At 30.0% G+C, this 23,507-nt stretch carries 26 protein-coding genes and 1 tRNA gene; 16 read left to right on the top strand and 11 right to left on the bottom strand.

What is annotated here, in order from left to right; genetic code table 11:
- Positions 1–165 precede the first annotated feature (165 nt).
- Complete coding sequence (locus OEM44_02630; protein MDH3515697.1) at positions 166–465, top strand: 4Fe-4S binding protein; 300 nt, start codon at positions 166–168, stop codon at positions 463–465.
- Between the two features lie 36 nt (positions 466–501).
- On the opposite strand, the gene OEM44_02625 is transcribed toward OEM44_02630, so the two are convergent.
- Positions 502–1,494, bottom strand: a complete 993-nt coding sequence (locus OEM44_02625; protein ID MDH3515696.1) for a plastocyanin/azurin family copper-binding protein — start codon at positions 1,492–1,494, stop codon at positions 502–504.
- 184 nt (positions 1,495–1,678) lie between these two features.
- Between OEM44_02625 and OEM44_02620 the strand changes: the two genes are divergently transcribed.
- Positions 1,679–3,409 (top strand): HAMP domain-containing protein, encoded by a 1,731-nt coding sequence (locus tag OEM44_02620; protein MDH3515695.1) that lies wholly within the window; start codon positions 1,679–1,681, stop codon positions 3,407–3,409.
- Between the two features lie 55 nt (positions 3,410–3,464).
- Here OEM44_02620 and OEM44_02615 read toward each other — a convergent pair whose 3' ends face one another.
- Positions 3,465–4,619, bottom strand: coding sequence for a J domain-containing protein (locus tag OEM44_02615; GenBank protein MDH3515694.1), 1,155 nt, complete (start codon positions 4,617–4,619; stop codon positions 3,465–3,467).
- Positions 4,620–4,923: 304 nt separating this feature from the next.
- On the opposite strand from OEM44_02615, the gene OEM44_02610 reads away from it, so the two are divergent.
- From OEM44_02610 to OEM44_02595, 4 genes are all read left to right on the top strand, one after another.
- Positions 4,924–5,061 (top strand): hypothetical protein, encoded by a 138-nt coding sequence (locus tag OEM44_02610; GenBank protein ID MDH3515693.1) that lies wholly within the window; start codon positions 4,924–4,926, stop codon positions 5,059–5,061.
- Between the two features lie 260 nt (positions 5,062–5,321).
- Entirely contained in the window at positions 5,322–5,720 is a 399-nt protein-coding gene (locus OEM44_02605; protein ID MDH3515692.1) for a CBS domain-containing protein, read from the top strand.
- Positions 5,717–6,400 carry a VIT1/CCC1 transporter family protein gene (locus OEM44_02600; GenBank protein ID MDH3515691.1) on the top strand — a complete coding sequence of 228 codons (684 nt, stop codon included), beginning with the start codon at positions 5,717–5,719 and terminating at the stop codon, positions 6,398–6,400. Before OEM44_02605 ends, OEM44_02600 begins: the two co-directional genes overlap by 4 nt.
- A gap of 13 nt (positions 6,401–6,413) precedes the next feature.
- On the top strand, positions 6,414–7,712 hold the full coding sequence (locus OEM44_02595) for an amino acid permease (GenBank protein MDH3515690.1): 1,299 nt from the start codon (positions 6,414–6,416) through the stop codon (positions 7,710–7,712).
- Positions 7,713–7,929: 217 nt separating this feature from the next.
- Here the strand turns inward: OEM44_02595 and OEM44_02590 are convergent, their stop codons facing one another.
- From OEM44_02590 to OEM44_02580, 3 genes are all read right to left on the bottom strand, one after another.
- Positions 7,930–8,562: a hypothetical protein gene (locus OEM44_02590; protein ID MDH3515689.1), complete on the bottom strand. Its 633-nt coding sequence runs from the start codon at positions 8,560–8,562 to the stop codon at positions 7,930–7,932.
- Positions 8,563–8,634: 72 nt separating this feature from the next.
- Complete coding sequence (glnA, locus tag OEM44_02585; protein MDH3515688.1) at positions 8,635–10,080, bottom strand: type I glutamate--ammonia ligase; 1,446 nt, start codon at positions 10,078–10,080, stop codon at positions 8,635–8,637.
- A 72-nt stretch (positions 10,081–10,152) separates the two neighbouring features.
- Positions 10,153–11,517, bottom strand: coding sequence for a lysine 2,3-aminomutase (locus OEM44_02580; protein MDH3515687.1), 1,365 nt, complete (start codon positions 11,515–11,517; stop codon positions 10,153–10,155).
- A gap of 133 nt (positions 11,518–11,650) precedes the next feature.
- Between OEM44_02580 and OEM44_02575 the strand changes: the two genes are divergently transcribed.
- From OEM44_02575 to OEM44_02555, 5 genes are read left to right on the top strand one after another with little or no spacing between them, the layout of a single operon-like run.
- Positions 11,651–13,450 carry a mechanosensitive ion channel gene (locus tag OEM44_02575; protein ID MDH3515686.1) on the top strand — a complete coding sequence of 600 codons (1,800 nt, stop codon included), beginning with the start codon at positions 11,651–11,653 and terminating at the stop codon, positions 13,448–13,450.
- 42 nt (positions 13,451–13,492) lie between these two features.
- Positions 13,493–14,368: a ribose-phosphate pyrophosphokinase gene (locus tag OEM44_02570; protein ID MDH3515685.1), complete on the top strand. Its 876-nt coding sequence runs from the start codon at positions 13,493–13,495 to the stop codon at positions 14,366–14,368.
- Positions 14,368–15,315, top strand: a complete 948-nt coding sequence (locus OEM44_02565; protein ID MDH3515684.1) for a methyltransferase domain-containing protein — start codon at positions 14,368–14,370, stop codon at positions 15,313–15,315. The genes OEM44_02570 and OEM44_02565 overlap by 1 nt, the downstream gene beginning before the upstream one ends.
- Positions 15,312–16,211: a ribonuclease Z gene (rnz, locus tag OEM44_02560; GenBank protein MDH3515683.1), complete on the top strand. Its 900-nt coding sequence runs from the start codon at positions 15,312–15,314 to the stop codon at positions 16,209–16,211. The genes OEM44_02565 and rnz overlap by 4 nt, the downstream gene beginning before the upstream one ends.
- 3 nt (positions 16,212–16,214) lie before the next feature.
- A complete protein-coding gene (locus tag OEM44_02555; protein MDH3515682.1) occupies positions 16,215–16,937 on the top strand; it encodes an NAD-dependent deacylase in 723 nt (240 codons plus the stop codon).
- A gap of 85 nt (positions 16,938–17,022) precedes the next feature.
- Here the strand turns inward: OEM44_02555 and OEM44_02550 are convergent, their stop codons facing one another.
- Both OEM44_02550 and OEM44_02545 read right to left on the bottom strand, forming a co-directional pair.
- Positions 17,023–17,421 (bottom strand): hypothetical protein, encoded by a 399-nt coding sequence (locus OEM44_02550; protein ID MDH3515681.1) that lies wholly within the window; start codon positions 17,419–17,421, stop codon positions 17,023–17,025.
- Positions 17,418–17,966 carry an AAA family ATPase gene (locus OEM44_02545; GenBank protein MDH3515680.1) on the bottom strand — a complete coding sequence of 183 codons (549 nt, stop codon included), beginning with the start codon at positions 17,964–17,966 and terminating at the stop codon, positions 17,418–17,420. The genes OEM44_02550 and OEM44_02545 overlap by 4 nt, the downstream gene beginning before the upstream one ends.
- Before the next feature lie 72 nt (positions 17,967–18,038).
- Here OEM44_02545 and thpR point away from each other — a divergent pair, with 72 nt between their 5' ends.
- The 3 genes from thpR to OEM44_02530 are packed head-to-tail and all read left to right on the top strand — an operon-like array spanning position 18,039 to position 20,645.
- Positions 18,039–18,578 (top strand): RNA 2',3'-cyclic phosphodiesterase, encoded by a 540-nt coding sequence (thpR, locus tag OEM44_02540; protein MDH3515679.1) that lies wholly within the window; start codon positions 18,039–18,041, stop codon positions 18,576–18,578.
- The gene (gene cca / locus OEM44_02535) at positions 18,575–19,909 is read left to right on the top strand and encodes a CCA tRNA nucleotidyltransferase (GenBank protein MDH3515678.1); all 1,335 of its coding nucleotides are present in this window, start codon (positions 18,575–18,577) and stop codon (positions 19,907–19,909) included. Before thpR ends, cca begins: the two co-directional genes overlap by 4 nt.
- The gene (locus tag OEM44_02530) at positions 19,884–20,645 is read left to right on the top strand and encodes a serine/threonine protein kinase (GenBank protein MDH3515677.1); all 762 of its coding nucleotides are present in this window, start codon (positions 19,884–19,886) and stop codon (positions 20,643–20,645) included. Before cca ends, OEM44_02530 begins: the two co-directional genes overlap by 26 nt.
- Here OEM44_02530 and OEM44_02525 read toward each other — a convergent pair.
- Positions 20,646–20,719, bottom strand: a tRNA-Pro gene (locus tag OEM44_02525).
- 56 nt (positions 20,720–20,775) lie between these two features.
- On the opposite strand from OEM44_02525, the gene OEM44_02520 reads away from it, so the two are divergent.
- The gene (locus OEM44_02520) at positions 20,776–20,991 is read left to right on the top strand and encodes a hypothetical protein (protein MDH3515676.1); all 216 of its coding nucleotides are present in this window, start codon (positions 20,776–20,778) and stop codon (positions 20,989–20,991) included.
- Here the strand turns inward: OEM44_02520 and OEM44_02515 are convergent.
- Together OEM44_02515 and OEM44_02510 are read right to left on the bottom strand one after the other, a co-directional pair.
- Complete coding sequence (locus tag OEM44_02515) at positions 20,986–22,134, bottom strand: NAD(P)/FAD-dependent oxidoreductase (GenBank protein MDH3515675.1); 1,149 nt, start codon at positions 22,132–22,134, stop codon at positions 20,986–20,988. The two genes, OEM44_02520 and OEM44_02515, sit on opposite strands and share 6 nt — an antisense overlap.
- A gap of 1 nt (position 22,135) precedes the next feature.
- A complete protein-coding gene (locus OEM44_02510) occupies positions 22,136–22,927 on the bottom strand; it encodes an SDR family oxidoreductase (protein MDH3515674.1) in 792 nt (263 codons plus the stop codon).
- Positions 22,928–22,985: 58 nt separating this feature from the next.
- Here OEM44_02510 and OEM44_02505 point away from each other — a divergent pair, with 58 nt between their 5' ends.
- Positions 22,986–23,207 (top strand): nucleotide-binding protein, encoded by a 222-nt coding sequence (locus OEM44_02505; GenBank protein ID MDH3515673.1) that lies wholly within the window; start codon positions 22,986–22,988, stop codon positions 23,205–23,207.
- A 3-nt stretch (positions 23,208–23,210) separates the two neighbouring features.
- On the opposite strand, the gene OEM44_02500 is transcribed toward OEM44_02505, so the two are convergent.
- Positions 23,211–23,495, bottom strand: a complete 285-nt coding sequence (locus OEM44_02500; protein ID MDH3515672.1) for a hypothetical protein — start codon at positions 23,493–23,495, stop codon at positions 23,211–23,213.
- Positions 23,496–23,507 lie beyond the last annotated feature (12 nt).

The following is a 23,507-nucleotide window of genomic DNA, read 5'->3' as shown; positions in this document are numbered from 1 at the left end:
AAAAATGGTTAACAGTATATGAAATTTAACTAATGAAAATAAAACATTGGGAAAGGTTATTTATACGATCAAAATCTAAAACGCCGTTATAAAATTTGAAACGCCGTTATAAGACAATTTTTTTAGGTAAATTATATTAAGAAGAAATCAAGAAATCATATTGTTATGCCAGTAGGAATTATTCCAGACATCAGCGAACAAATGTGTATCGGATGTGCACTATGTGTAGAAATCTGTACCACATTGGGACCAGATGTCCTTAGAGTAAAACCAGTTGAAGGCTGGAAGAGAGGTAAAGCATTTGTTTTCTATCCAGAAAGATGTATTTCTGATGGTGCATGCATAGGTGTATGCCCAACAAAAGCAATTTTTTGGATGAGACCAATGGACTTTACTGTTGGACAACCAGTTCCACTCTACAAGAACTCAGTCTTCGTCAAAGGTTGGACTGAATTAATCGATTAGATTAATTCAATCAATTTTAATTTCTTTTTATTATTTTTAGAGTTTAACTGCACCAGGTTTGTTGTTTGATAGTTTTGGTTTTTTTATTATCCAAAAAAATGCAAAAAGGAATAATATCGCAGGAACAAGAATAATAATTATCATTAATTCATAATAGGTTGTAAGTCTCTGAGCTGGTTTTATATGATAAGCTTCATGAGTAATTTTTTCTGGGTTGTCATATACTACTGAAGTAAAATCAACTGATCTTTGTTCTTTATCTTTAACATCTCCTTTTACGGTTACACTTTCTTCAGCAAACATTGAAGTAGTGTGAATTCCTTCTATTCTTATTATAATTGAACCAGAATTACTAAAAATGAAATTTCTATAATCACCACCTATCTGACTCAGTCCATCATCTCGAAAAATTTCTTTACCATTTTGGAATATTATAAAATTATATTTCATTGCTGCAAGATTTGAATTTGTTTGAGGATCATAGAATTGATATACAAACTGAATTTTTTCATGAGTTTTAATAATTGGAGGTTCCCATGACAGATTAACTTCTATATCTAAATCTGGAGTATATTGTAAAAGTGGAAATTCTACTTTTGCACCAGTAGCATCATGTGGAAAATCTGGAATTAATTTTTCCACAACTATTACACCTTCCATCCAAGGATGAATAGTACAATAATATGGAAAAACACCAGAGTCTTCAAACGTGTATGACCATGATTCACCTGGCATAAATCTGCCACTGTTAAAATAATCGTCAGGGGTTCCAAAATTATCACTCATCCATCCAAATCGACCGGAACCTTCTCCACTAGTAACTGTGTGACCTTCTTTGTCATCATTATACCAAATAATGGTATCACCAACAAGAATAGACATCTGAGGAGGATCATACCACGTATCAGCAGGTGTATTCAATTCAGGATTATAGGCTCCAAATGGAATATCAACCACATATTCTTCTGCATATACAACAGATGTTGAAGCTAAAGTAAGAAATATTGAGAATAAGATGAAGAATATCATATTTTCAAAAAAAGAATTAATTAATTAAATATTTAATATGATTTTCATAAATGCTAGTGATTACCAGTTTATAGAATTACTATCAGGCACAAAAAACGTGAAAATACTAAAAGCCTTGATATTCATATAAAATAAAAACTGAAAAAAATTGTCAATCTCATTTAATATTAGTAAAAAACTCATTTTGTTAGTACTGATTGTATCAGTTATTGCCCTTTCAATAACGGGATTTCTTAGTTTCAATTATGCGGATCAAATTCTAAAAGATAGAGCAGGAGATCAATTATTCGGAGAATCTACAGTGCGAGGAGATACACTAAGATTGCTTTTTGAATCAAGAATTGAGCAGAATAATATTATTGCTAGTGATCCAATGATTCAACTTTTAATTTCAGAAATGAATGATATCCCTGAAAATGAATTTCAAGAGAACAAAGAGACTAATCGTAGAGACTTTTTAATTCAAATCCAAGCATTTCAAGATCTAATTGGATTTTCCATTGGATTTGAAGACGTTAAAATAATTGGAAAGAATGGAAAAGTTTTCTTTTCACTTGCAGGTAATTCAAATGAAGATTTTCTTGAAAATTCATTTTTTCAAAGAGGATTGAAAGAATCGTTTGTTGTATTTGAACCTACAGAGTCTGGTAAAAAAATGGTTGTTGTTTCACCTGTTTATGCAGATGAGAGTAAAAAAGGTGATGAGTCAATTGGAGTAATAATTTCACGAATGCGAACTGCTGCAATAGATAGTGTTCTTCTAAATAGAAGTGGGTTAGGAGAAACTGGAGAATCTTATATTGTAAGTGACAAATTTTTGATGTTATCTGAATCTAGATTTTATGAAGATGTAGTGTTTAATCAGAAAGTAGATACTTTAGGTGTTCAAAAATGTTTTAAGGAAGGAGAAAATTATTTAGGATTTTATGAAGATTATAGAAATATTCCAATCTACGGCTCTTCATATTGTGCAGTTGATTTAGGAATTGTTTTGTTAGTAGAAATTGATAAATCAGAAGTAGAAAAACCAATAAACATCCTACAAGAAAGAATTCTTCAGACAGGAATAGTAATTACTATAGTAATGAGTATTGTTGCTTTTGTAATATCAAAATCAATTTCAAGACCGTTAATAAAATTAAAAATTGCTGCCAATAAAATTTCAAGCGGAAATTTTGATGTTAGAACTAGTATTAAAACTGGAGATGAAATTGAAGAATTATCAAATGCATTTGATTCAATGGCACAAAAACTACAAGAGTCATTAATTGAGATCAAACAAAAAGAAGAAGTCATCAAACAGCTTAAAGGTGATATGTTAAAGTTTTCGCAACATGAACAAAATGATTGTGTTGGAGTAGTTGATATGTCAGATTCTACTAGAATAACTTCAAAATTATCTGATCAAGACATTACAAAATTATACGAAATATTTCTTAATTTTATGGCAAAAATTATTCAAGAATACAAAGGTCAAGTAGTTAAAAATATTGGAGATGCTTTGATGTTCAGATTTTCAAATGTAGACATTACAGATGATGCAGTATTGAAAAATGTTGTAGAATGTTGTTTGTCAATGATTGAATCTCACGGTAAATTACAAGAAAAGCTTAAAGCAGCAAACTTACCTAAATTAGATTACAAGATTAGTTTAACATATGGTTCAGTAAAAGTGGCAGAGAGCAATACTTCTAATATTAGTGATATTTTTGGTCCTACAGTCAATCGATGTTTTAAAATTAATTCTCTTTGTCCAAGAAATAGCTTTGTTATTGGTGAGAATATGTATAAAATGGCAAAAAAATTGACGGGGTATGAGTTTATTGAATTGTGTGTTATTGAATTAAAACAAAAGTATGATTACAATGTATTTGAAGTTAGAAGAACAGAATTAGATAGATTTGGAGGAAGGTAATCCATGTTTACCGGTATAAATTTAATTTTTTTGTAATGCTAAAAATATGAATTAGTTAATTTTTTGAAAAGCCAAGCTTTGATGCCCAACTAGTTTTTTGTTTTTTAGTTGGTTTTTTTGAGAGATTATCTAACATATCATATGTAATTGTAAATCCATGCCCAACCATAGTGGCATCTTTTGCATAATTTTCTTTATTTGGAATAAATTCATCAGGTAAATCTTTAATTCTTTTAGTTTTGAGATTAAACATTCTAATTTTTTTACCATTTTCAAGTTTGATCATTGCATCACCACTTAATCCTTGAATTGAAAAATTTTCAAAAAATCGTATTGAACCACCTTGTTTTAATTCAATTGTAGAATCATAGGTAAGCTTACTCCCGTAAAATAAAATTTCACGTGCAGATAATGTTACATCATCTTCAACATTTAGAACAATAATAGAATCAGCCTCTAATAATACAGTATTAACAACATTTTCAACAATAATTTTTCCATTTGGAGCTGAGATACATGTTTTATGTTCCTGAATTTGAAAAATTCCTACTCTTCCATCTAGATCTTCAACTCTGTATTTTCTACCATAAACATTTCCTACGATAACATTTCCATGATCAACAGTTATTCTAGCACCATTATCAATTTTGTATTTATTTTCTAAAGGATCAATGAATTTGAAATCCCCTTTAGTTAAATGTATATTTGTTTGATATTCCTGTGTCCAAGATGGGCTTGTTATACTTCCTTGCATAATTATTGGACCATCATAAGTTAGACTTCCTGCCATAAAATTTCCTTTAATTGATAAAGTACCTGTTGCTTTTCTTTCTAATTCTATTTCACCAAGAGTTTTTGATCCAAATAATCTAATTCCAGTTGAATTCGTTCTGTTTAGTGCAGCTGCCCATTCTTCAGCTGTTTTCATTTCTTTAAATAATTCTTGACCAAGTATCTGATTTTTCTTTCTAACATCAGATTCATTATCTTCAGAATACACTCTTGCATTCTTTATTTTTTCAATGTCGGTATCAGGATACTTTTTTCCAATTTTTAGATCATCATATGCTTGTTTGATTTTGATAAATTGTTCATTCTCTCCACCTCGATCTGAATGAAATTGAAGGGCTAATCGTCTAAATGCATCTCGAATCTCTTTTTCAGTAGAACCTTCTACTATTCCTAAAATATCATAGTTATTTTCTACCATCACTTACATCATCAAAGTTATTTTTTTATATTTCCCTTACTTGTAGGTTATTATACTAATAAAATATCTAGAATTAAAAACATACAAAAATGAAACCTGTTTGTTTTAGAACCAATACAAGAATCTTTGTTTTGTGCATAACATAATTTGATATGCTCCCAAGAAATGTCTCTCTAGCACCTATATGATCATGTCAAATTTTTCTTGTTGTGTAATTTAACAATTTCAGAATCAGGGTTCTGAAATCACAGGTTTTTACGTGTTTCATTTACCTCTGACTATATGAATAAAATTTACGCAGAAAATGAAAGAAAATCCACAGACAAAGCTTGTCAAAACTATTGGTTCTGCAACAAGTAAAGCTCAAAAAGATGGTGCTGTTTTTAAATACAAACTGGAGGAGAGCATCACTACCTTTTGCAATTTCAATTGCTCTATTTAATCTTCTAATTGAATTTACAAAACCATCAAAAGATGCCAAAATTTTATTGAATTTCACCATACAAAAATTTCAGTGTGTTAATGTAAAATAGATCATTAATTTTCAAGATTGGAATTATAAAATATAATCAAAATTGAAAATTATATCTTCTCTTTTTATATAAAATATCTTACAAAAAAATAATGTCAATAATTAATTTTTTAAATAAACCCATTTTGGTTCTGAAAAAATCATCAATTTCATAGTGCATTAAAATGCTATTGAATATAAAAATTTGCATATTAGTTATTGTAGATAATAGTAAGTATGTAGAAATAATCACTGAAAAAGATATTGAGTTGTTTTTATTTTCTGAAACTTTAACTCAAAGATTAGAAGATACATTGATTACAAAAATTATGAAGCCAATCAAATTTGCAGATAATGAAATTAATCCTAAGAAAGCTGCTGAAATTATGAGTCAAAATAGTATTAATTCATTAACAAGATACATAGTAACTAAAGTACTAATTATTGTAAAATTTGATAAGGAGTTATATGTTGCATGTGAAACTGTTTTAGAAAATAATGTTAATGGTTTAATTGTACATGATGATGATAATGATGTTTTAGGTATTTTTAGTAAAACCACTGTATCTAAAGTCTTAGTATCAGTATGAAATGGAATTTTGATGATTTTATTTATGGATCAATAGATGGTGCAGTAACAACATTTGCCATAGTTGCCGGTACAGTTGGAGCATCACTACCTGCAGGAATTATCTTAATTCTAGGATTTGCAAATTTGTTTGCTGATGGATTTTCAATGGCTGCTGCAAATTATCAAGCATCAAAAGCTCGAAATGAATTTGTTCAAATGAAAAGAAGACAAGAAGAATGGGAGATAGATAATTTAGCAGAACAAGAAAGAAACGAGATTAGAAAAATTTATAGAGAAAAAGGATTCAAAGATGAATTACTTGATGATGTTGTACGAATCATCACATCAAGAAGAAAAGTTTGGATAGATACAATGATGAAAGAGGAACTTGGACTAGTTGAAGACGAAAAGAATTCAATGGATAGTTCTGTGAGTACTTTTATTGGCTTTAATATGATCGGATTAATTCCACTGCTACCATTCATGATTTTTATGATAATTGGAATTGATCAAAACTCAGAAGCTTTCATATATTCTACAATTTCTGTTCTTGCTGCATTTTTCCTAGTAGGGATGATCAAAGGAAAAATAGTTAAAAAATCAATGATGAGTTCAGGAGTAACCACATTAATCATTGGTGGTATTGCAGCAGTTGTTGCATATTTGGTAGGATACGGATTAAATTTTCTGGTTTCTTAGGATTGGCAATAAAATGTCTGAATTAAAACGTCACATAGGACTTTTCCAACTTACAACGTATGGGGTTGGATTGATTCTCGGCGCAGGAATTTATGTGCTAATGGGTGAAGCTGTAGGATTTGCCGGAGATTCAGTCTGGATTGCATTTGTTTTAGGATCAATTGTTGCATTATTTGCAGGATTTAGTTATGCAGAATTATCATCGATATTTCCAAAATCTGCTGCAGAATATGTATTCATTAAAAATGCCTTTAAAAGTAATTTTTTTGCATTTCTAATAGGATGGTTAACATCAATTACATCTATTATTACTGCTGCAACAGTATCATTAGGATTTGGTGGATATTTGGCAGAATTTGCCAATATTCCAATAATAATTTCTGCTATTGGTTTGTTAGTTATTCTTTCTATAGTAAATTTTATAGGAATAAGAGAGTCAGCTTGGACAAACACTATTTTTACATTAATTGAAGCTTCTGGATTAATACTAATTATCATAATTGGTTTTACATTTAGTAATCCAGAATCAGTAAATTATCTTGAAAGTCCTTCTGGTTTTAGCGGAGTTGTTATTGCATTTGTTTTGATATTTTTTGCATTTATTGGATTTGAAGATATGGCAAATGTAGCTGAGGAGGTAAAAAAGCCCAAAAAAACAATTCCGAGAGCAATAATCTTGTCTGTTTTGATATCTGGGACAATATACATTCTAGTTTCTTTGGCAGTAGTTCGTGTAGTAAATTGGGAAGAACTTGCCACTTCAGCAGCACCGATGGCACTAGTAGCTGAAATAGGTTTAGGATCAGAAGCTCATATCATACTTTCTTTTATTGCTCTTTTTGCAATAACCAATACTGTTTTGATCACACTTGTTGCAGGATCCAGAATGTTTTATGGAATGGCAAGAGAGAGAGTCTATCCTCAAATACTTGAAAAAATTCATTTGAAAACAAAAACACCATGGATTGCAATTATTGTAATTCTGATTGCTTCAATAGCCTTTACGTTAATTGGAGATATTGTAATTGTTGCAAACATTGCAGTTTTTGCAATTGTGATAACTTTTGCTGCAATAAATCTAGCTGTAATTGTTTTACGCTATATAGAGCCTAATATTGAACGAAAATTTAGAGTTCCAATAAATATAGGTAAATTACCCATACTTCCATTATTTGGAGTAGGAATTTCAGTCTATATGGGATTCCAATTTGAAATTGAAATCATACTTGTAGGAATTTTAATAATAGGAATAGGAGGAATATTTTTTATAATTTTTAAGAATAAAAAAATCGATAGTAATATTAAACAATAAACATAGAAGAACAAAACAGGTTTTATTGTCTTGTTGTTTTTCATAGATATAGGGATAATAATTTCTAAATTTTATGAAAATTCAATAATTGTGTAATTCGTAATCGATGTTTTAATATTAAGTATAGTGTGATTATTACGTCAATAATTATAGCATTCTATAATTAATAACAAGATACAGTAATGAATTTTAAAAATAATATATTTTAAAATTCTAATTAGATCTTTTTAGATCTTATTAGTGCAATAACTGCAATACTAATACCACCAAGTGCAAGCCCAATACTTGCATATCCTATATTGATTGATTTTTCTTCAAGATTTTTTACTGATTTCTTCAAATTATGTATATCTGAAATTAATGCAGTATGGCCATCAATAATTTGATTTAATGTAAGATCTGTTGGTTCTGGAAATTCAATGTATGAACGTTCTTCAACTTTTGGAGGATGCATAGATAGACTGATTGGTGTATCTTCAATAATTCCCAAAATGTTTGCTTGATAAAATCCAGAAACTGTGGGATTGATAAATGCATAATATTTTCCCGGTATATTATGATCAGGAGATAACGGAAGCATAATACTTTCATCTTTGTATATTAGTTGAATTTTTACTGTTTTTTTTAATTCTGGAATTCCATTTTTAAATACTTGATCTTTCAGAGCTAATGTAGGTTCAAGTGGACTAACATAGAATTCAATTGCGTTGGTTTCTCCAGAAACAACTGGTTCATTCATCCAACCAATTTCTACTCTATATTCACCAACAGAATCAACTGTATGTGCAAATACGATTCCAGAAAAAAATGGTATAATTAACAATGATAATATTAAAAATTTTATTTTCAATACTAAAAAAGACAAATCTTATTTTAAAAATGTTCTACTTATTTCCACTAAAGATAATGGTAATTAGTAATATTATGCATCTGCATACATTGAAACTTCCCATGCTGTAGGAGTTTGTGCAAATGCGGTATATTCTTTATATTTTAATTCCGTATATGCATCAAGAAAATCTTTGGTGAAAACTTCTTCTAAGAAATTTGAATCACTACATAATGAATCAAGTGCACCCTTCAAAGAAACTGGCAAAGAACCAATATTATATTCTCGTTTTTTTTCTGAAGAAAGTTTGTATACATTTTCTTCAACAGGATCACCAGGATCAATTTTATTTTTTATTCCATCTAAACCTGCCAATAATAATGCAGCTTCTAAAAGATAGATATTTGCAGTTGGATCAGGTACTCGATATTCAATTCTTTTACTTTTTTCTTGATTTCTATTATACATGGGGATTCTTATCGCAGTAGATCTATTACCTAATCCCCAACAAACATTTACAGGTGCTTCAAATCCAGGAACAAGTCGTTTGTAAGAATTGGTTGTAGGATTTGAGATTGCACAAAGAGCTGATGCATGACTCAAGATCCCGCCAACATAATATCTTCCGGTTTGGCTCATTTGTGCTATGTCGTCATTACGATCATACATAACATTCGTATTTTTATTCCATAAACTTTGATGTGTATGCATTGCAGAAGCGTTGTCACCAAAAATTGGTTTTGGCATAAAGGTTGCAACTTTGTTTTTTCTTTTAGCTTTTACCTTGATCAAATTTTTAACTGCAATTACATTATCTGCCATAGCAATCATTTCATCATAAACTAAATTGATCTCACACTGACCAGAAGTTGCTACTTCATGGTGTTCCGCTTCAATTTTTATCCCAAAATAATTGTATAAATCATCACATACATCTTTTCTAAAAGAATTGAGTGTATCTTTTGGTTGTGATGGATAGTACCCTTCTTTGAGATCTATTGCAGTACTTACATTTCCTTTTGCCCAAGGTGATTCTTTAGATTCAATAGAATATCCAGATCCGCCTCCAGAATGAGTTGCAGCATAGGGTGATGGATAAACGCTGATTGCATCAAAAACAAAAAATTCAATCTCAGGGCCCCAATTAGTATGAGTTAATCCAAACTCTTGGAGTTTTTCTGCTGCCTTCTGTGCTATACCTCTTGAATCTCGATTATATCTTGACTCTTTGTTTGTACTACCATCATACAGATCACAAAATATTCTTGCGTTTTTTCTATTTCCAGGATCATATTCATTTGGAAGAATCTTAAATGAATTTGGATCTGGCATTAAAATCATGTCAGAATTATTTACTGCTTTGAATCCAACGATTGAACTTGCATCTAATTTTTCAAGACCATTTACAAAACTATTTTTATCAATTGCATATCTAGGCATTCCAACATTATGAAGTTCACCGAAAATATCTACAAACCAAAAATCAATGAATGATATCTTTTCATTTTCTATAGTCTGTAACACTTGATCTGGGTTCAATTGATATTTTTAGTAAATTAGTTTACTAATGTTATCTTGTAAGATAGATTTGTCAAGTTAGTCAGGTTAATTCTAAGATTCTGGATAATCATCAAGTGGGTTAGATTTTCGAAAATTTTTCATTTCCTCATCAAAGAAGAATTTTTCAGTAAGTGCAGGTTTCAAATCATCTAGCCAAATTGCTTTTTCGTCATACTTTGCAAAAAATGGAATTTGTATCCAATCAGGATTTCTACCTTGTAAAAATCTTAAAACAATTACTTTTTGATCACTAAGATCTGCAGTTCCAATAATGTGTACTTTACCTGGAGTTGCAGACATACTTGGTCCGCGAACAGTTTTAGCTAAACCACTTACTGATGAATACGCCTTTTTGAAAATTTGATATGCTTTGACTAGAGGGATGCCAAAGTAGTGTTGAGCACCTGTATCTCTAACCACAAACATGTAATATGGAATACATCCCAATTGAACCTGTTTACTCCACATTTTTGCCCACATCACTGCATCATCATTAATGTGTGCTAGAATAGGAGATTGAGTTCTAATTTGAGCACCAGTTGTCCGTACTGCCTTTATTGCTTGTTTTACAGCATCAGTTGATAATTCATTCAAGTGATTAAAGTGAGCCATAAATGCAAGATGTAATCCATTATCAGTAATCTTCCTAAAAACATCTAACATTTCCTGAGAATCAGAATCTGTGAGAAATTTGTAAGGCCAATATGCAAGCGCTTTTGTTCCAATTCTAATTGTTTTTAGATTTGGAAGTTTTGCATCAATTAATGTATCAACATATTTTGAGAAAATTTTTGCTTTCATAATCATTGGATCACCACCAGTAAAGAGTACATCAGAAATCTCTGGATGTTCTCTAACATATTGAACAAGTTGTTCTCCCTCTTGCATTGCAAATTTCATTTCATCCATTCCAACAAATTGAGGCCATCTAAAACAAAAGCTGCAATATGCATGACATGTCTGACTCTGACTAGGAAAAAAGAGGCAAGTTTCCTTGTATTTATGCTGCATTCCATATAATTTGGTTCCATCTTTTAGAGTTGGAACATTGAGCTCCATTTGACCTGCAGGATGTGGGTTTAGCTGTAAACGAATCTCATTTGCGATAGATGTAATTTCTTTTTTATCTAAATTATTTTTTAAAGCACTTTCCATTTTTTTATAATGCTCGGGTTTTAGCATCCCTTTTTGAGGAAAAGTTAGAACAAATATAGGATCATTAGGGATATTATTCCAATCAATTAGTTGCTCAATAACATAGTTATTTGCTTTAAATGGTAAAACGTTTCCCACAACTTCCATCTCAAATTGAGTTTTATCACCGAGATTCTGAATTTGTGGAATAGTCCGAAAATTAGATAGAGTGTATGATTTTAAAGATGGTGAATCACTCCAAATTGTGGTTTGATAGGTCACTCACCTAATAATACATTTACCATTGTTAAATGTTACAGAATTATTCAGGCACAAAAAATTTTAAATTTATAAAAATTTTCATTAGTAATAGAGGTTAACATTTGTATTCTGGAAAACACGGCATATAACATAAATGGCTGAAGATGAAATTATTGGAGCAGTTGCAGGACAAACAGATGTATTTCAGAATGTTTTTCAATTAATTGCTTCATCTGAAGCGTTACAGATTGCCTTTACAGTATTAATTCTTGGAATTGTAGGAATTGTCTTAGTATATCGTTTTTTTTCAAACTGGGTAAGGACTCAAAAATTCAGCTATGCAAGACCTCATCTTTCAAGGTTTGTTCGGGTTGGAGTTTTACCTTTTTTTGCAATTATTTTGATAACTAGCATGAATGTATACATACAATCTTTTGATCTGTTTAATGATAAAATATTATCAAATTCTGAGGATGCAGTTATAACAAATCTAGATGGGGAGATAATAATAGGAAAAAATGAGAAAAATTTAACTCCTGCTAAAACTTTTTCAAAGATTCTAAATACAATTAACATATTGGTAATTGGATATTCAATTGCCCATCTAATCCCTATCATGATTACGAAACGATCAAAATCTATTCTGGAACGAGAAGATTTTGAAGAGTGGAAAGATATGAGAGGTTTTCTTGATGATAATGGTGATTTATTTCATAAATTTTTCAAATGGGTTCCACCAAAAAAAACACCAGAAGATATTTCTGATGAAGACTTTGAAAAAAATCTCAAAACAGAAGATGGGAGAAAATTCCTTGAAGAATTTAGAACCACTAAAGGATTACCAATTGGAAGTTATGAGCAATTAGTAAAAAATCCATTTGAAGAGTGGAAAAAATCTGAGAGATTGAAATATGCAGATTATTTAGAAAAATGTATTTCTGGAGATAATCAATCTGGAAAAAAATTAAGATTAGGGCAAGAAGAAGAAGAAGTTTATCCAATAGATACATGGAGAGAAGAAAAAAGATTAGAAGGATTTGAACCAATAATACCAGGTGGAAGACCGCCAGGTTATGCAACTAGAAAAAGAAAAAATCTTCCAAAAACAATTTCTCAGATTTTACCTTTAGGAATTTTTGGTGCTGTGATTATTGCTATAGTGAGTTGGTGGGGTGTAGATTTGATAGTACTTGCTACTGCTACAGGGGGTTTAGCTATAGGAATTGGCTTGGCATTACAAGAGACAATGCAAAATTATTTTGCATATATTTTGATTCGAAAAGACAAGATATTTTCTGAAGGTGAACGTATCAAGCTTGATACTGGATATAATGGCTATGTACATAAAATTACACCAAGAGTAACATATGTTAGAGATGCACTAAATGAATCATTTGCGATAATCCCTACAAGACAACTAGTAAATGCTCAGATCATTAATTACTCTAAAGAAATTAAGATGGTTCCTGCAGTTGTGGATGTAGGTGTTTCATATCTTAATGATCCTAAACAAGTTGCAGCAATTCTTGTAAAGGTTGGAAAACGTGCCATGAAAGAAACTGTAGATAATAAAGGAAGACATCTAGTTGTACAATTACGATGTCCGTATTTAGAAGATAATAAACCAAGTTGTGGATGTGATAAAGATATTCATGTTGATATTAGCCAACCTGTTGTTAGATTTAACAAATTTAATGATTCATCCTTAGATTTTTCATTGTGGCTTTATGTAAGGGATTATGGAGCACAGTTCAAAGCTAAAACTGAGATGAGGCTAATTATGTACGAAGAATTTAAGAAATATGATATTAGAATTCCATGGCCAATTAGAACTATATATCAAGGAGATGAAAAACAAGAGATAAGTGAAATTAATAAGCTCAGTGACGAAAGAGACAAAATCATAGATAAGTATGGAATTGGAGATATTGGTCGTGGAAGTGGAGAGGATTGATCTTCTCAAAACTTAAGAATCCCTTCAAATCACGCTTTTTTGATGAGTAAACTATCTATTATTGCAGGAAAATCATCAGAGAAATTAGCAAAAAGATTATCAAAGAAATTAGAAGCGAATTTTATAAAATCAGAGATCAGAGTTTTTCCTGATGGAGAAAGTAAGATTACTTTGAGTGGAAGGTTATCAAAGAAAAAATCAATCGTAGTACAATCAATGAATCCGCCTGTAGATACTAATCTAGTTCAAATATTATCATTGATTTCAAAAGTAAAAGAAGTTTCTTCAGAAGTGATCGCAGTAATTCCATATATGGGATATGCAAGACAAGATAGAGAGTTTTTACCAGGGGAAATAATTACAATGAAAGTTTTAGGTAAATTATTCAAAGGTGTAGGTGCATCAAAAATAATTGCTGTAGATATTCACAGTATTATTGGTTTCAAACATTTCACCATAAAAACAAAAAATGTGTCTGCAATACCAGATCTTGCCAAATATTTTAAAAAATTAAGCCTAAAAAATCCTCTTGTAATATCACCGGATCAAGGTGGAAAAGAAAGAGCAAAAGAATTTGCAATACAATTTAATTCAGATTATATTGCTTTAGAGAAAAAACGAGATAGAAAAACAGGTAAGATAGAGATTAAAACAAAAAACATAGAAGTTACAGGAAGAGATCTTATTTTAGTTGATGATATGATAAGTACAGGAGGGAGTATAATCAAAGCTACACAGTTTCTTAAAAAACAAAAATGTAAAAAAGTGTATGTTGCATGTACACATGCACTTTTAATGAATAATGCAGAAAAGAAGATAAAAAAATCAGGAGTGACAAGTATTATTAGTACAAACACAATTCCAGGTAAAACATCGTTAGTTGATATCTCTAATACAATTGCAAGGGCAATAATATAATGCCAGAAAGTTTTTTTGTTTTATCTAAAGACTATCTAGAACTTGCAACAGATGAAATTATTGCTATAGCAAAAATGTATGATAGGTTTTCAAAAATAAAGATAATAGCAAATTTAGTTATTGTTCAATCAAAGACTAATTGGAAAGAAATTACAAAACGATCTACTTTTGTTAAGATCTCAGGTCAGATATTACGAAAGATGTCAGGTTTGTTCTTAGATGAAGATAATTTTGAAGTACTCAAAAATGCAAAGACGTTTGTTTGTAGAATAATTAATTTATCCTCAAATCAATTTAATGTAGTAGAATTAGAAAATTCTATGGGAGATATGATATCAAAATTTTCTCATGCAAAAGTAAAATTAGATGATCCTGACATTACGGTTTATCTTATTTTTACTAATGAAGAAAACTTTTTTGGGTTTTCAAAACGAGTTAAGAAAATAAAAAGACCAATAAAGGTGAAAAAATATCCACATGAATTAGATTGGAAACTAACAAGAGTGATGATTAATTTGCTAGGATTAAAGAAAGGTGAAACTGTTTGTGATCCGTTTTGTGGTACAGGTACCACTCTTTTGGAAGCAGAATCTATGGAAATACACGCAATTGGGTTAGATTTTGATGAAAAAATGTGTAAAATGTCTAAAGAAAATCTAAAGGCGAATGGATACAAATCACAAGTTATCCAATCTGATTTTCAGGAATTAGCAAAAATATCTGAAAAATTTGATGGTATTGTAACTGATTTACCTTATGGGACATCTTCAAAAACATCAGAAAAACCCCAAGAAATTTTAAATAAATTTTTTTCAATCATGCCTAAAAGAAAAAAAATTGCAATCATGTATAAAAAAGAATTAGACAATAAGTTGAAATTAAGCGGATTAAAAAAATATAATATTTATAGACATAAAAGCTTGACAAGAACAATCTTAATTAAATGAAACTTGTATTTCTAGGAACATCAGCTGCACAACCTACTGAGAATAGAGGATTATCTTGTATATGTTTAGAAAGAGATGGAGAGATTTTAATGTTTGATGCAGGAGAAGCTGCTCAAATTTCATATATGAAATCAGGATTAGGATGGAATAAAAAAATGAAGTTGTTTGTTACACATTTACATGGAGATCATTGTATAGGAATTCTTGGATTACTTCAAACGATGTCTATGCAACATCGAACTGAAACATTAGAAATTTTTGGACCAATTGGAATTGAAGAATTTATTGCAGCTAATATCAAGGTACTAAATTTTGGATTATCATTTTCTGTTTTAATCAATATAATCAAAGAAGGAAAAGTGTTTGAAAATGAAAAATACTTAATTTATGCATCTAAAGCAAATCATTCAGTAACAGCATTTTCTTATTTGTTTGAAGAAAAAGATAAGCCTGGAAGATTTAATATTAAAAAAGCAAGGGAATTAGAGATACCTGAAAGTGAATTATGGAATAAATTACAAAAGGGAAATGAAATAACTATTAACGATAAAATAATTACTCCAGAACAAGTGTTAGGAGAAAAACGGCAAGGTAAAAAAATAGGAATATCAGGTGATACAATGCCCACAAATCAATTAGAGAAATTTTTTGAGAATTGTGATTATCTTGTGTTTGATTCAACATTTTTAGATAAGGAAAAACAAAAAGCACAAGATACATGTCATTCTACTGCAAAGCAAGCAGCAATTTTGGGAAAGAATGCAAAAGTAAAAAATTTAGTACTAACACATTTTTCTGCTAGATATAAAGATGAGGTTGAACATTTGAAAGAAGCATTAGAAATTCATGATTCAGTCATAACTGCAAGAGATCTTTTAGAAATTGAAATTAAATGAAATATGTTTGAAATAATTAATGATCAAATTAGAGATGCTAAAAAAATCATATTTGTAACAGGTGCTGGAATTTCACAAGAAAGTGGGATACCCACATTTAGAGGAAAAGATGGGTTATGGAGAAATTATGATGCAATGAAATTAGCTACAGTAGACGCTTTTTATACAAATCCAAGATTAGTTTGGGAATGGTATAATGAACGAAGAAAGAATATTTTTGCAGCGCAACCTAACCAAGGTCATAAAGCAATTGCCGAACTAGAAAAATATGTTGACGTTGTGGTTTTAACACAAAATATTGATGGATTACATCAGAAAGCAGGCAGTACACAAGTGCTAGAATTACATGGGAGTATCATTAAGATCAAATGTTCATCTTGTGGATTTAGAGATGAAGTCCTCACAGAATTTATTGAAATACCACCATTGTGTAGTTGTGGAAATATACTTCGTCCTGATGTAGTATGGTTTGGAGAATCTTTACTTCAAGATGTATGGAAAAAAGCCATGTTTTCTGCTAGTGAATGTGATCTAATGATAATTGTTGGTACATCATTAGTTGTATCACCTGCAAATATACTTCCAATTTATGCAAAACAAAATGACGCAGTATTGATAGAAATTAATCCAGAAAAAACAGAAATGTCAACAGAAATGGATCTCACCATAAGAAGTACAAGTACATTTGCTTTACCTGAATTTGTATCAATTTTCAAAAGAAATTAAATTATGGCTGTAAGAAGATAGATAGATTATAAATTAATACTAGAAAAAGTCAAAAAAGAACAAATTTACTTTAGCTAGATTTTTTTTAATTACCATAAACTATCCAATCAATTATTCCATCAATATTTGATGAAGTAAGAATTGTCTTGATAGGACCCAATGGAGATTCCTCTGCTTCTTCACAAATCACTATTTTTCCAACAAATGCAGTTTGTTTGTTGAGATAAAACCATGTTGTATTATTTTCTAAATTTTTTTCTAAATTACGACTAAAGACTTTTTGAAAGCGATTATTATGAATTGTTTCATAAATTTTTTCAAAAGATCGTAATTCTTTAGAAATAGCATTAATTGAATAATTTTCAGTTTTAATTGTAGAATATGGTAAAATATTAGAAATTGCCATTTTGATTTTATCAGGATCTTCTGAAGGATTTACTGATGAAAACATTTCAATTTTGCAATTAATATTAGGAATATTCATTTAATCCAACTTTGAATAATTTTGAAAGCAGTTTCAATTAATTGATCTTTTGTTAAACCAATATTGGATATTATATAATCAGATAATGCAATTGAATTGTTAATACCCACATTTAATTCACGATTATCTCTTTCTTCAAAATGTTCTTTTGTTTGTGGATCATCTAATCTTCCTCTTTTTTGTAGAAAATTAAATCTGGCATCTGTTGATGCATGAATTGCTAGTAATTTTACATCACCAAATTTACGAAGTACCTTAATCTCATCATTTGATCTTACTCCATCTATTAGAATAACATCTGCAGTTGAGGAATCTATTTGCAATTTAACTAATTCTGCAACAGCGCCCGGGCCATTTTTTTCTCTGAGCTCAAGCATTAAATTTCCAAGATTATCTCGTGTTGGTTCAAGATTTCTGTTTTTTGCCTCTTCTCGGATAGTATTACCCATATTAATTACAGTATATCCTTTTACTTTCAATCCTTCTGCAATAGTAGATTTACCAGCGCCTGGCATGCCTGTTAAACATACTATCAGTTTGGTCATAATATATCAAAAATAATTCCTGTCTATGAAGTTACCGGAAATTATTATAAAGATACGTTGAAGAATGGTGTAATGCGAACTTTTGTAGCAATTGAAATAACAAATAATGAAATTATCAATTCTGTAAAGAAATTTCAAGATAGCATTAAAATCGATGCAAAGCCTGTAGAATCAAATAATTTTCATTTTACATTACAATTTTTAGGAGAAATTACAGAAGAAGTATCCAAAAAAATAATCAAAGCTCTTAATTTAATTGAATTTACAAGTTTTAGTGTAAATCTAAAAGGTGTAGGTGTATTTCCAAGACCTGAATTCCCAAGAATAATTTGGATTGGTACAGATGAAAATGGAGGAAATATGTTAATTGAATTATCAAAGAAGGTGGAAAAAGTATTAAAACCATTGGGATTTTCTTCGAATAAAGCTTTCAAGCCTCATATTACAGTATTTAGGATTAAAAAGAAAATCGGTAATATAACAAACGAACTAAAAAATCGAAAAATGGTAGATTTTGGCATACAAGAGATAGTCAGCATAAAATTGAAAAAAAGTAAATTAACATCAAAAGGACCAATTTATTTGGATTTAGTGGAAATAAATGCAAAATGAAGAAAAATATAATCTCCGCAATTTCTAAGACTGTAATTCCATCTAAATCGCTTGAAAAAACGAAAAAAGGAATTGCAGAATTGGCATTTAATTTAATTCAAAAAGAAATCATAAAATTTCCAGAAGTAATAGGATTAGAATTTGGAGGTTCATTTGCAAAAGGTACATGGTTATCAAAAGATGCGGACATTGATATTTTCATTAGATTTAAGAAAAATACATCAGAAGAAAAGTTTGGAAAAATTTCTAAGAAAATTGGTTTTGATTCCTTAAAAAAATATTCTCCTTATGTTAGATATTCACAACATCCATATGTTGAAGCTAGAATTAAGAACACTAAGATCAATGTAGTACCATTTTATGATGTAAAAATTGGAAAGTGGAAAAGTGCTGCAGATAGATCAACATTTCATACAAAATTTATGAATAAATCATTAACATCTAAAATGAAAAATGATGTTAGAATTCTTAAAACATTTCTTAAGTTAAATGGAATTTATGGTGCAGAGATTGCAAAACAAGGATTCAGTGGATATGTTTCAGAAGTTTTAATTTTATATTTTGGGAGTTTTGAAAATGTTATTAAATCAATATCAGCAATTAAAGAAAATCAAGTTATTGGAAAAACATTGAAAAAATTTGAAACATCTATCGTAATCATAGATCCCATTGATAACAATAGAAATTTGGCTGCAGCTATTTCTGATGAAAATATTGGAAAATTTGTTCTTGTTTGCAGAGCATTCAAAGAAAAAACAAAAATAGATTTCTTCAAAAGTAAAAAATCACGAATATCAAAAAAATATTGGAATAATTTACTAGTGATTAAATTTAGTTATCAAACTAGAAGTCCAGATATAATATGGGGGCAAATTAAAAGAGTCACATCATCATTGTCAATACAATTAGAATTAGGAGGATTTAGAGTTTTACGAAGCAAACCTCATATAGATCACCAAAATGAAATCTATTTATTTTTCTTCTTAGAATCTACAAAAATCAGTCGAATATATTCAAAAAACGGACCAGAATTTTTTAGAGAAGATAGCTCTAAAAGTTTTATTTCTAAAAATCTTCAAAATTCGGAACTTTTGTGGATTGGAAATAATAAAAAGATAATCTCATTAGAAAAAAGAAAACATATCGAGGCAGTAAATTTTATGACAGAATTTTTGAAAAAGAATCTCCATATAGGGATACCAAAAGGTCTTCAAGCAGATTTTAAAAAAGGTTTTAAGATATCAGTAGGAAATAAAAATTTAAGCAAATCAATTAAAGAGACTGCAAGTGAACTGATTTCAACAGATGGCACACTTCTTTATTTCAATTAAGAGGTTTGTTGATGAACCATACTCAAAAATTCTTGGATACCCAAAAGCCACTTCTAGACAAATAAAATCAAGAATTGTAGAACTAGAAAAATTAAAAATAAAATCAATTGCATTAGTAGGTTCTACAACTCTTGGAAAAACAGCAGTTTTGGGAAAGGGGTATGTTGGAGTCGTTGTTCTTGCAAAAAAAGGAACCAAAGAAGTTGCATTAAAAATTCGAAGAACAGATTCTCAAAGAAAAGAAATGAGGAGTGAGGCAGTTTTACTAAAACTTGTAAATTCAGTAAATGTTGGACCAAAAATGATTGATGTCAGTAAAAATTTTTTAGTAATGGAATATCTTGAAGGGATTAAAATTAATGAATGGATAGATTCCTTAAAAGGTACAGGTAGTGCAAAAAAATTAAAATCTACAATTAGAAAAATTTTAGAAGATTGCTATAGATTAGATCAAATTGGTTTTGATCATGGAGAATTAAGCAATATTTCTAAACATGTTATAGTTGGAAAAATAAAATCAACCATAATTGATTTTGAAAGTTCTAGCATTAATAGAAGACCATCTAACGTTACATCAATCACTCAAGCATTCTTCATTGGTTCGGGATTTGCAAAAAAAGCCCAAAAAATTTACAAAAATCCATCTAAAGAACAACTTATTAGTATTTTGAGACAATATAAGGAAGAAAAATCTAGGGAAAGTTTTGAAAAATTGTTGAAAATTTTAAGAGTGTGATGGGACCGGCAGGATTTGAACCTGCGACCACTAGTCCCCCAGACTAGTATCATACCAAGCTAGACTACGATCCCTTGTTTCAGAGGCATAAAATGAAATTATTAAATCGTCGTATTGTTTAACATAATTATTGAAACTTTGTAATATTTGTCACAAAATTTCCGCTACTGACAAGGATCATCTTGATTGTATTCAAAAAAGAAGTATTGAGTTGGAAGATGCTGATTTTAAAAATAGTATTCCAGAAAAACTGAGTCTATCAAAAGATACTCATGAATTGAGTATAGAGGTAAGAGCTATCTTAGAACATCTTTCAAAAGATAAAAACAGATCAGATGAGTCATAACCACTTTGTCATTCGTTCTTTTTCAAATTCAATTTTTTTAGAAAGATTATCAGAAGTAGATTCTGAGAGATTTGTTGAAGGTTTAGATTGTGAAAACATATCAACTTCAAGAATTGATGCTGTTTCTTTACCCGATTCTATAAAACATCCACCTTTTCCATCAAATAAGGTTAGTTCTTCTTTAGATTGAATTTTTGAAATTATATTTTTGGCAACTGTTATTCCCTCTCCTTCTGCAAAAACTCCTGCTTTTGGAACTGTCATGGTTTCTGTAACAGACATACTAGTAACATCACCTATTGCAAATACATTTTCAAAAGATGTTTTACAATCTCTGTCAATTGGAATAAATCCAGGTTCTTTAGCTAAACTAGAATCATAAATAACTTTGGGAGCAATGTGTGGAGGAATAAATAAAAGCAAATCAAAGTTAGCTTTACTGTTTTCAAAAATAAGTTTGTTAGATTCTACAGATTTTATTTTGCAAGAATTATGAAAAATAATTTTCTCAGAATTTACTAGTTCAAGAATTTGTTTACTTACTTCAGGACCAGCTGCTGGTAAAGTAATAGGAGCTGGACTGTAAAAATCAATTTGAATGGAATTTCGTATTCCACGTTCTTTAAGCATGGAATCTACTAATAGACTAGCCTCAAATGGTGCGGGAGGACATTTGTAAGGCATTCCCATTATACATATAGCAATTTTTCCAGATTTTATACTCATTAATTTATCATGAATTTCTAGAAGTTGATTATGATCATACAGATTTAATCCGTTATTTTTTAATCCAGGAATTCTTTCAGGGGCCAATATAGATCCCATTGAAATAATTAGAAAATCATAAGAAATATTTTGAGATATAGTTTTTACATTTTTATTTTGAAGATCAATTGCTAAAATTTCATCTTTAATGAAATTAATTTCTTTTTTTGGTAATTCATTAAGTGAACCAATAGAATTTTCAAAAGTCCTAGTTCCATTCATTATCCATAATTTTGCAAATCCTACCATGAACCAGTCTTTTTTATCGATTATTGTGATTTTTACTTGTGATGAAGAAAGTGAATTTCTTAGTTCATGGGCTGATGAAAGTCCACCAAAACCCCCACCTAATATAACAACATGTGGAATACTTGACAATTTAACGTTCTTGTGTTGTAGGTCTTATCAAAATCTCATTTACATTAACATGTGGTGGTGACTCAACAGCATATAAAATTGCATTTGCAATATCTTCTGCTTGTAATGCTTCCATCTTTTTTGTATTTTCTATAAATCCTTGTAAGGATTCATCAGTAATTGTATCATTAAGTTCTGTTGCAACAACTCCAGGTTCAATACTAGTTACTCTAATGTTGGAACGTACACTAAATTCTTGCCTTAATCCCTCAGTAAATGCTGCAACAGCATGTTTTGTTGCACAATAAACACTACCTGCAGGAAAAACAATTCTTCCAGCTACTGATGAAAGATTTACAATATGGCCTGATTTTTTCTCTTTCATATGTGAGATTACCGCAGCTGTAGAATACAATACGCCCTTGATATTTACATCAATCATTCTATCCCATTCATTTATTTTGAGACTTTTGAAGAAACTCAAAGGCATCAAACCCGCATTATTTACAAGAATATCAATAGAACCCCATTTATCTAAAACTGCTTTAGCGAAATTCTCACATTCAGATCTTTGCGTTACATCTAATTTTTGATAAAAAACTTCTCCTCCATTAGTAGAGATTTTTTTTGCAAGATCCTCTAATCTATCAACTCTTCTAGCTCCTATTGCAACCTTAGCACCTGCTTTTGCCAGGGTCAAAGCAGTAGCAAATCCAATCCCACTACTGGCACCAGTTATTATTGCAACTTTACCTTTAATCATATTAGATAACACAAGGATTTTGTCCTTTACATTGTAAAAATGTTTAGACATTACGAAATTTCAAAAGAAATATGGCACCTTTATTAAAAGAAAAATAATAAATAAAATCATGCAAGCAGAAAATTGCGCATATTGTGGTAACTTGACAGATTTGCCATTTCAATGTAATTATTGTAAAGATCCATTTTGTGCAGAACACAGACTTCCTGAAGAGCATAGATGTGTAAAACTCAATCAAATTAGAGCAAAAAGATTTGGTGAAAAAAAAGTCATACGAGATGGTGGACGAGACAAACCAAATATTTTCAAACGTATTTTTGGCAGATTTTAAAAATCAGTAAGGACTTTTATCAGGAGAAATTTTTGCGCGTCTCCCTTGATAAATGAGAGCTATTGCAAGTGCAAACATTACCATCGCAGTTAATGGGAAATTTTGTGGTGGTGGTAAAATAAACCAATAATAAACTCCAAAACCAATAGATACAACTGCTTGAATCCATAGCTTTATCCATTTTGGAGATTTAACTAATCTGCTTATAATTTCAACAACAAAAATCCCAATTACTGGATAAATTGTGTAAAATAAAAAATCAATTACGTCAACGCCTGTATGGGACATGCAATATCAAAG

The sequence above is a fragment of the Nitrosopumilus sp. genome (assembly GCA_029862745.1).
GTDB lineage: Archaea > Thermoproteota > Nitrososphaeria > Nitrososphaerales > Nitrosopumilaceae > Nitrosopumilus.
The sequence above is the reverse complement of the archived record's forward strand: the minus strand, read 5'-3'. Positions and strand labels throughout refer to the sequence as shown.

What these genes read in the sequence shown, in the direction of transcription:
- OEM44_02630 (MDH3515697.1), top strand. Translation starts at nt 166, where the DNA reads ATGCCAGTAGGAATTATTCCAGACATCAGCGAACAAATGTGTATCGGA.
- OEM44_02625 (MDH3515696.1), bottom strand. Translation starts at nt 1,494, where the DNA reads ATGATATTCTTCATCTTATTCTCAATATTTCTTACTTTAGCTTCAACA.
- OEM44_02615 (MDH3515694.1), bottom strand. Translation starts at nt 4,619, where the DNA reads ATGGTAGAAAATAACTATGATATTTTAGGAATAGTAGAAGGTTCTACT.
- OEM44_02610 (MDH3515693.1), top strand. Translation starts at nt 4,924, where the DNA reads ATGAAAGAAAATCCACAGACAAAGCTTGTCAAAACTATTGGTTCTGCA.
- OEM44_02600 (MDH3515691.1), top strand. Translation starts at nt 5,717, where the DNA reads ATGAAATGGAATTTTGATGATTTTATTTATGGATCAATAGATGGTGCA.
- OEM44_02595 (MDH3515690.1), top strand. Translation starts at nt 6,414, where the DNA reads ATGTCTGAATTAAAACGTCACATAGGACTTTTCCAACTTACAACGTAT.
- OEM44_02575 (MDH3515686.1), top strand. Translation starts at nt 11,651, where the DNA reads ATGGCTGAAGATGAAATTATTGGAGCAGTTGCAGGACAAACAGATGTA.
- OEM44_02570 (MDH3515685.1), top strand. Translation starts at nt 13,493, where the DNA reads ATGAGTAAACTATCTATTATTGCAGGAAAATCATCAGAGAAATTAGCA.
- OEM44_02565 (MDH3515684.1), top strand. Translation starts at nt 14,368, where the DNA reads ATGCCAGAAAGTTTTTTTGTTTTATCTAAAGACTATCTAGAACTTGCA.
- rnz (MDH3515683.1), top strand. Translation starts at nt 15,312, where the DNA reads ATGAAACTTGTATTTCTAGGAACATCAGCTGCACAACCTACTGAGAAT.
- OEM44_02555 (MDH3515682.1), top strand. Translation starts at nt 16,215, where the DNA reads ATGTTTGAAATAATTAATGATCAAATTAGAGATGCTAAAAAAATCATA.
- OEM44_02550 (MDH3515681.1), bottom strand. Translation starts at nt 17,421, where the DNA reads ATGAATATTCCTAATATTAATTGCAAAATTGAAATGTTTTCATCAGTA.
- OEM44_02545 (MDH3515680.1), bottom strand. Translation starts at nt 17,966, where the DNA reads ATGACCAAACTGATAGTATGTTTAACAGGCATGCCAGGCGCTGGTAAA.
- thpR (MDH3515679.1), top strand. Translation starts at nt 18,039, where the DNA reads ATGCGAACTTTTGTAGCAATTGAAATAACAAATAATGAAATTATCAAT.
- cca (MDH3515678.1), top strand. Translation starts at nt 18,575, where the DNA reads ATGAAGAAAAATATAATCTCCGCAATTTCTAAGACTGTAATTCCATCT.
- OEM44_02530 (MDH3515677.1), top strand. Translation starts at nt 19,884, where the DNA reads ATGGCACACTTCTTTATTTCAATTAAGAGGTTTGTTGATGAACCATAC.
- OEM44_02510 (MDH3515674.1), bottom strand. Translation starts at nt 22,927, where the DNA reads ATGTCTAAACATTTTTACAATGTAAAGGACAAAATCCTTGTGTTATCT.
- OEM44_02505 (MDH3515673.1), top strand. Translation starts at nt 22,986, where the DNA reads ATGCAAGCAGAAAATTGCGCATATTGTGGTAACTTGACAGATTTGCCA.
- OEM44_02500 (MDH3515672.1), bottom strand. Translation starts at nt 23,495, where the DNA reads ATGTCCCATACAGGCGTTGACGTAATTGATTTTTTATTTTACACAATT.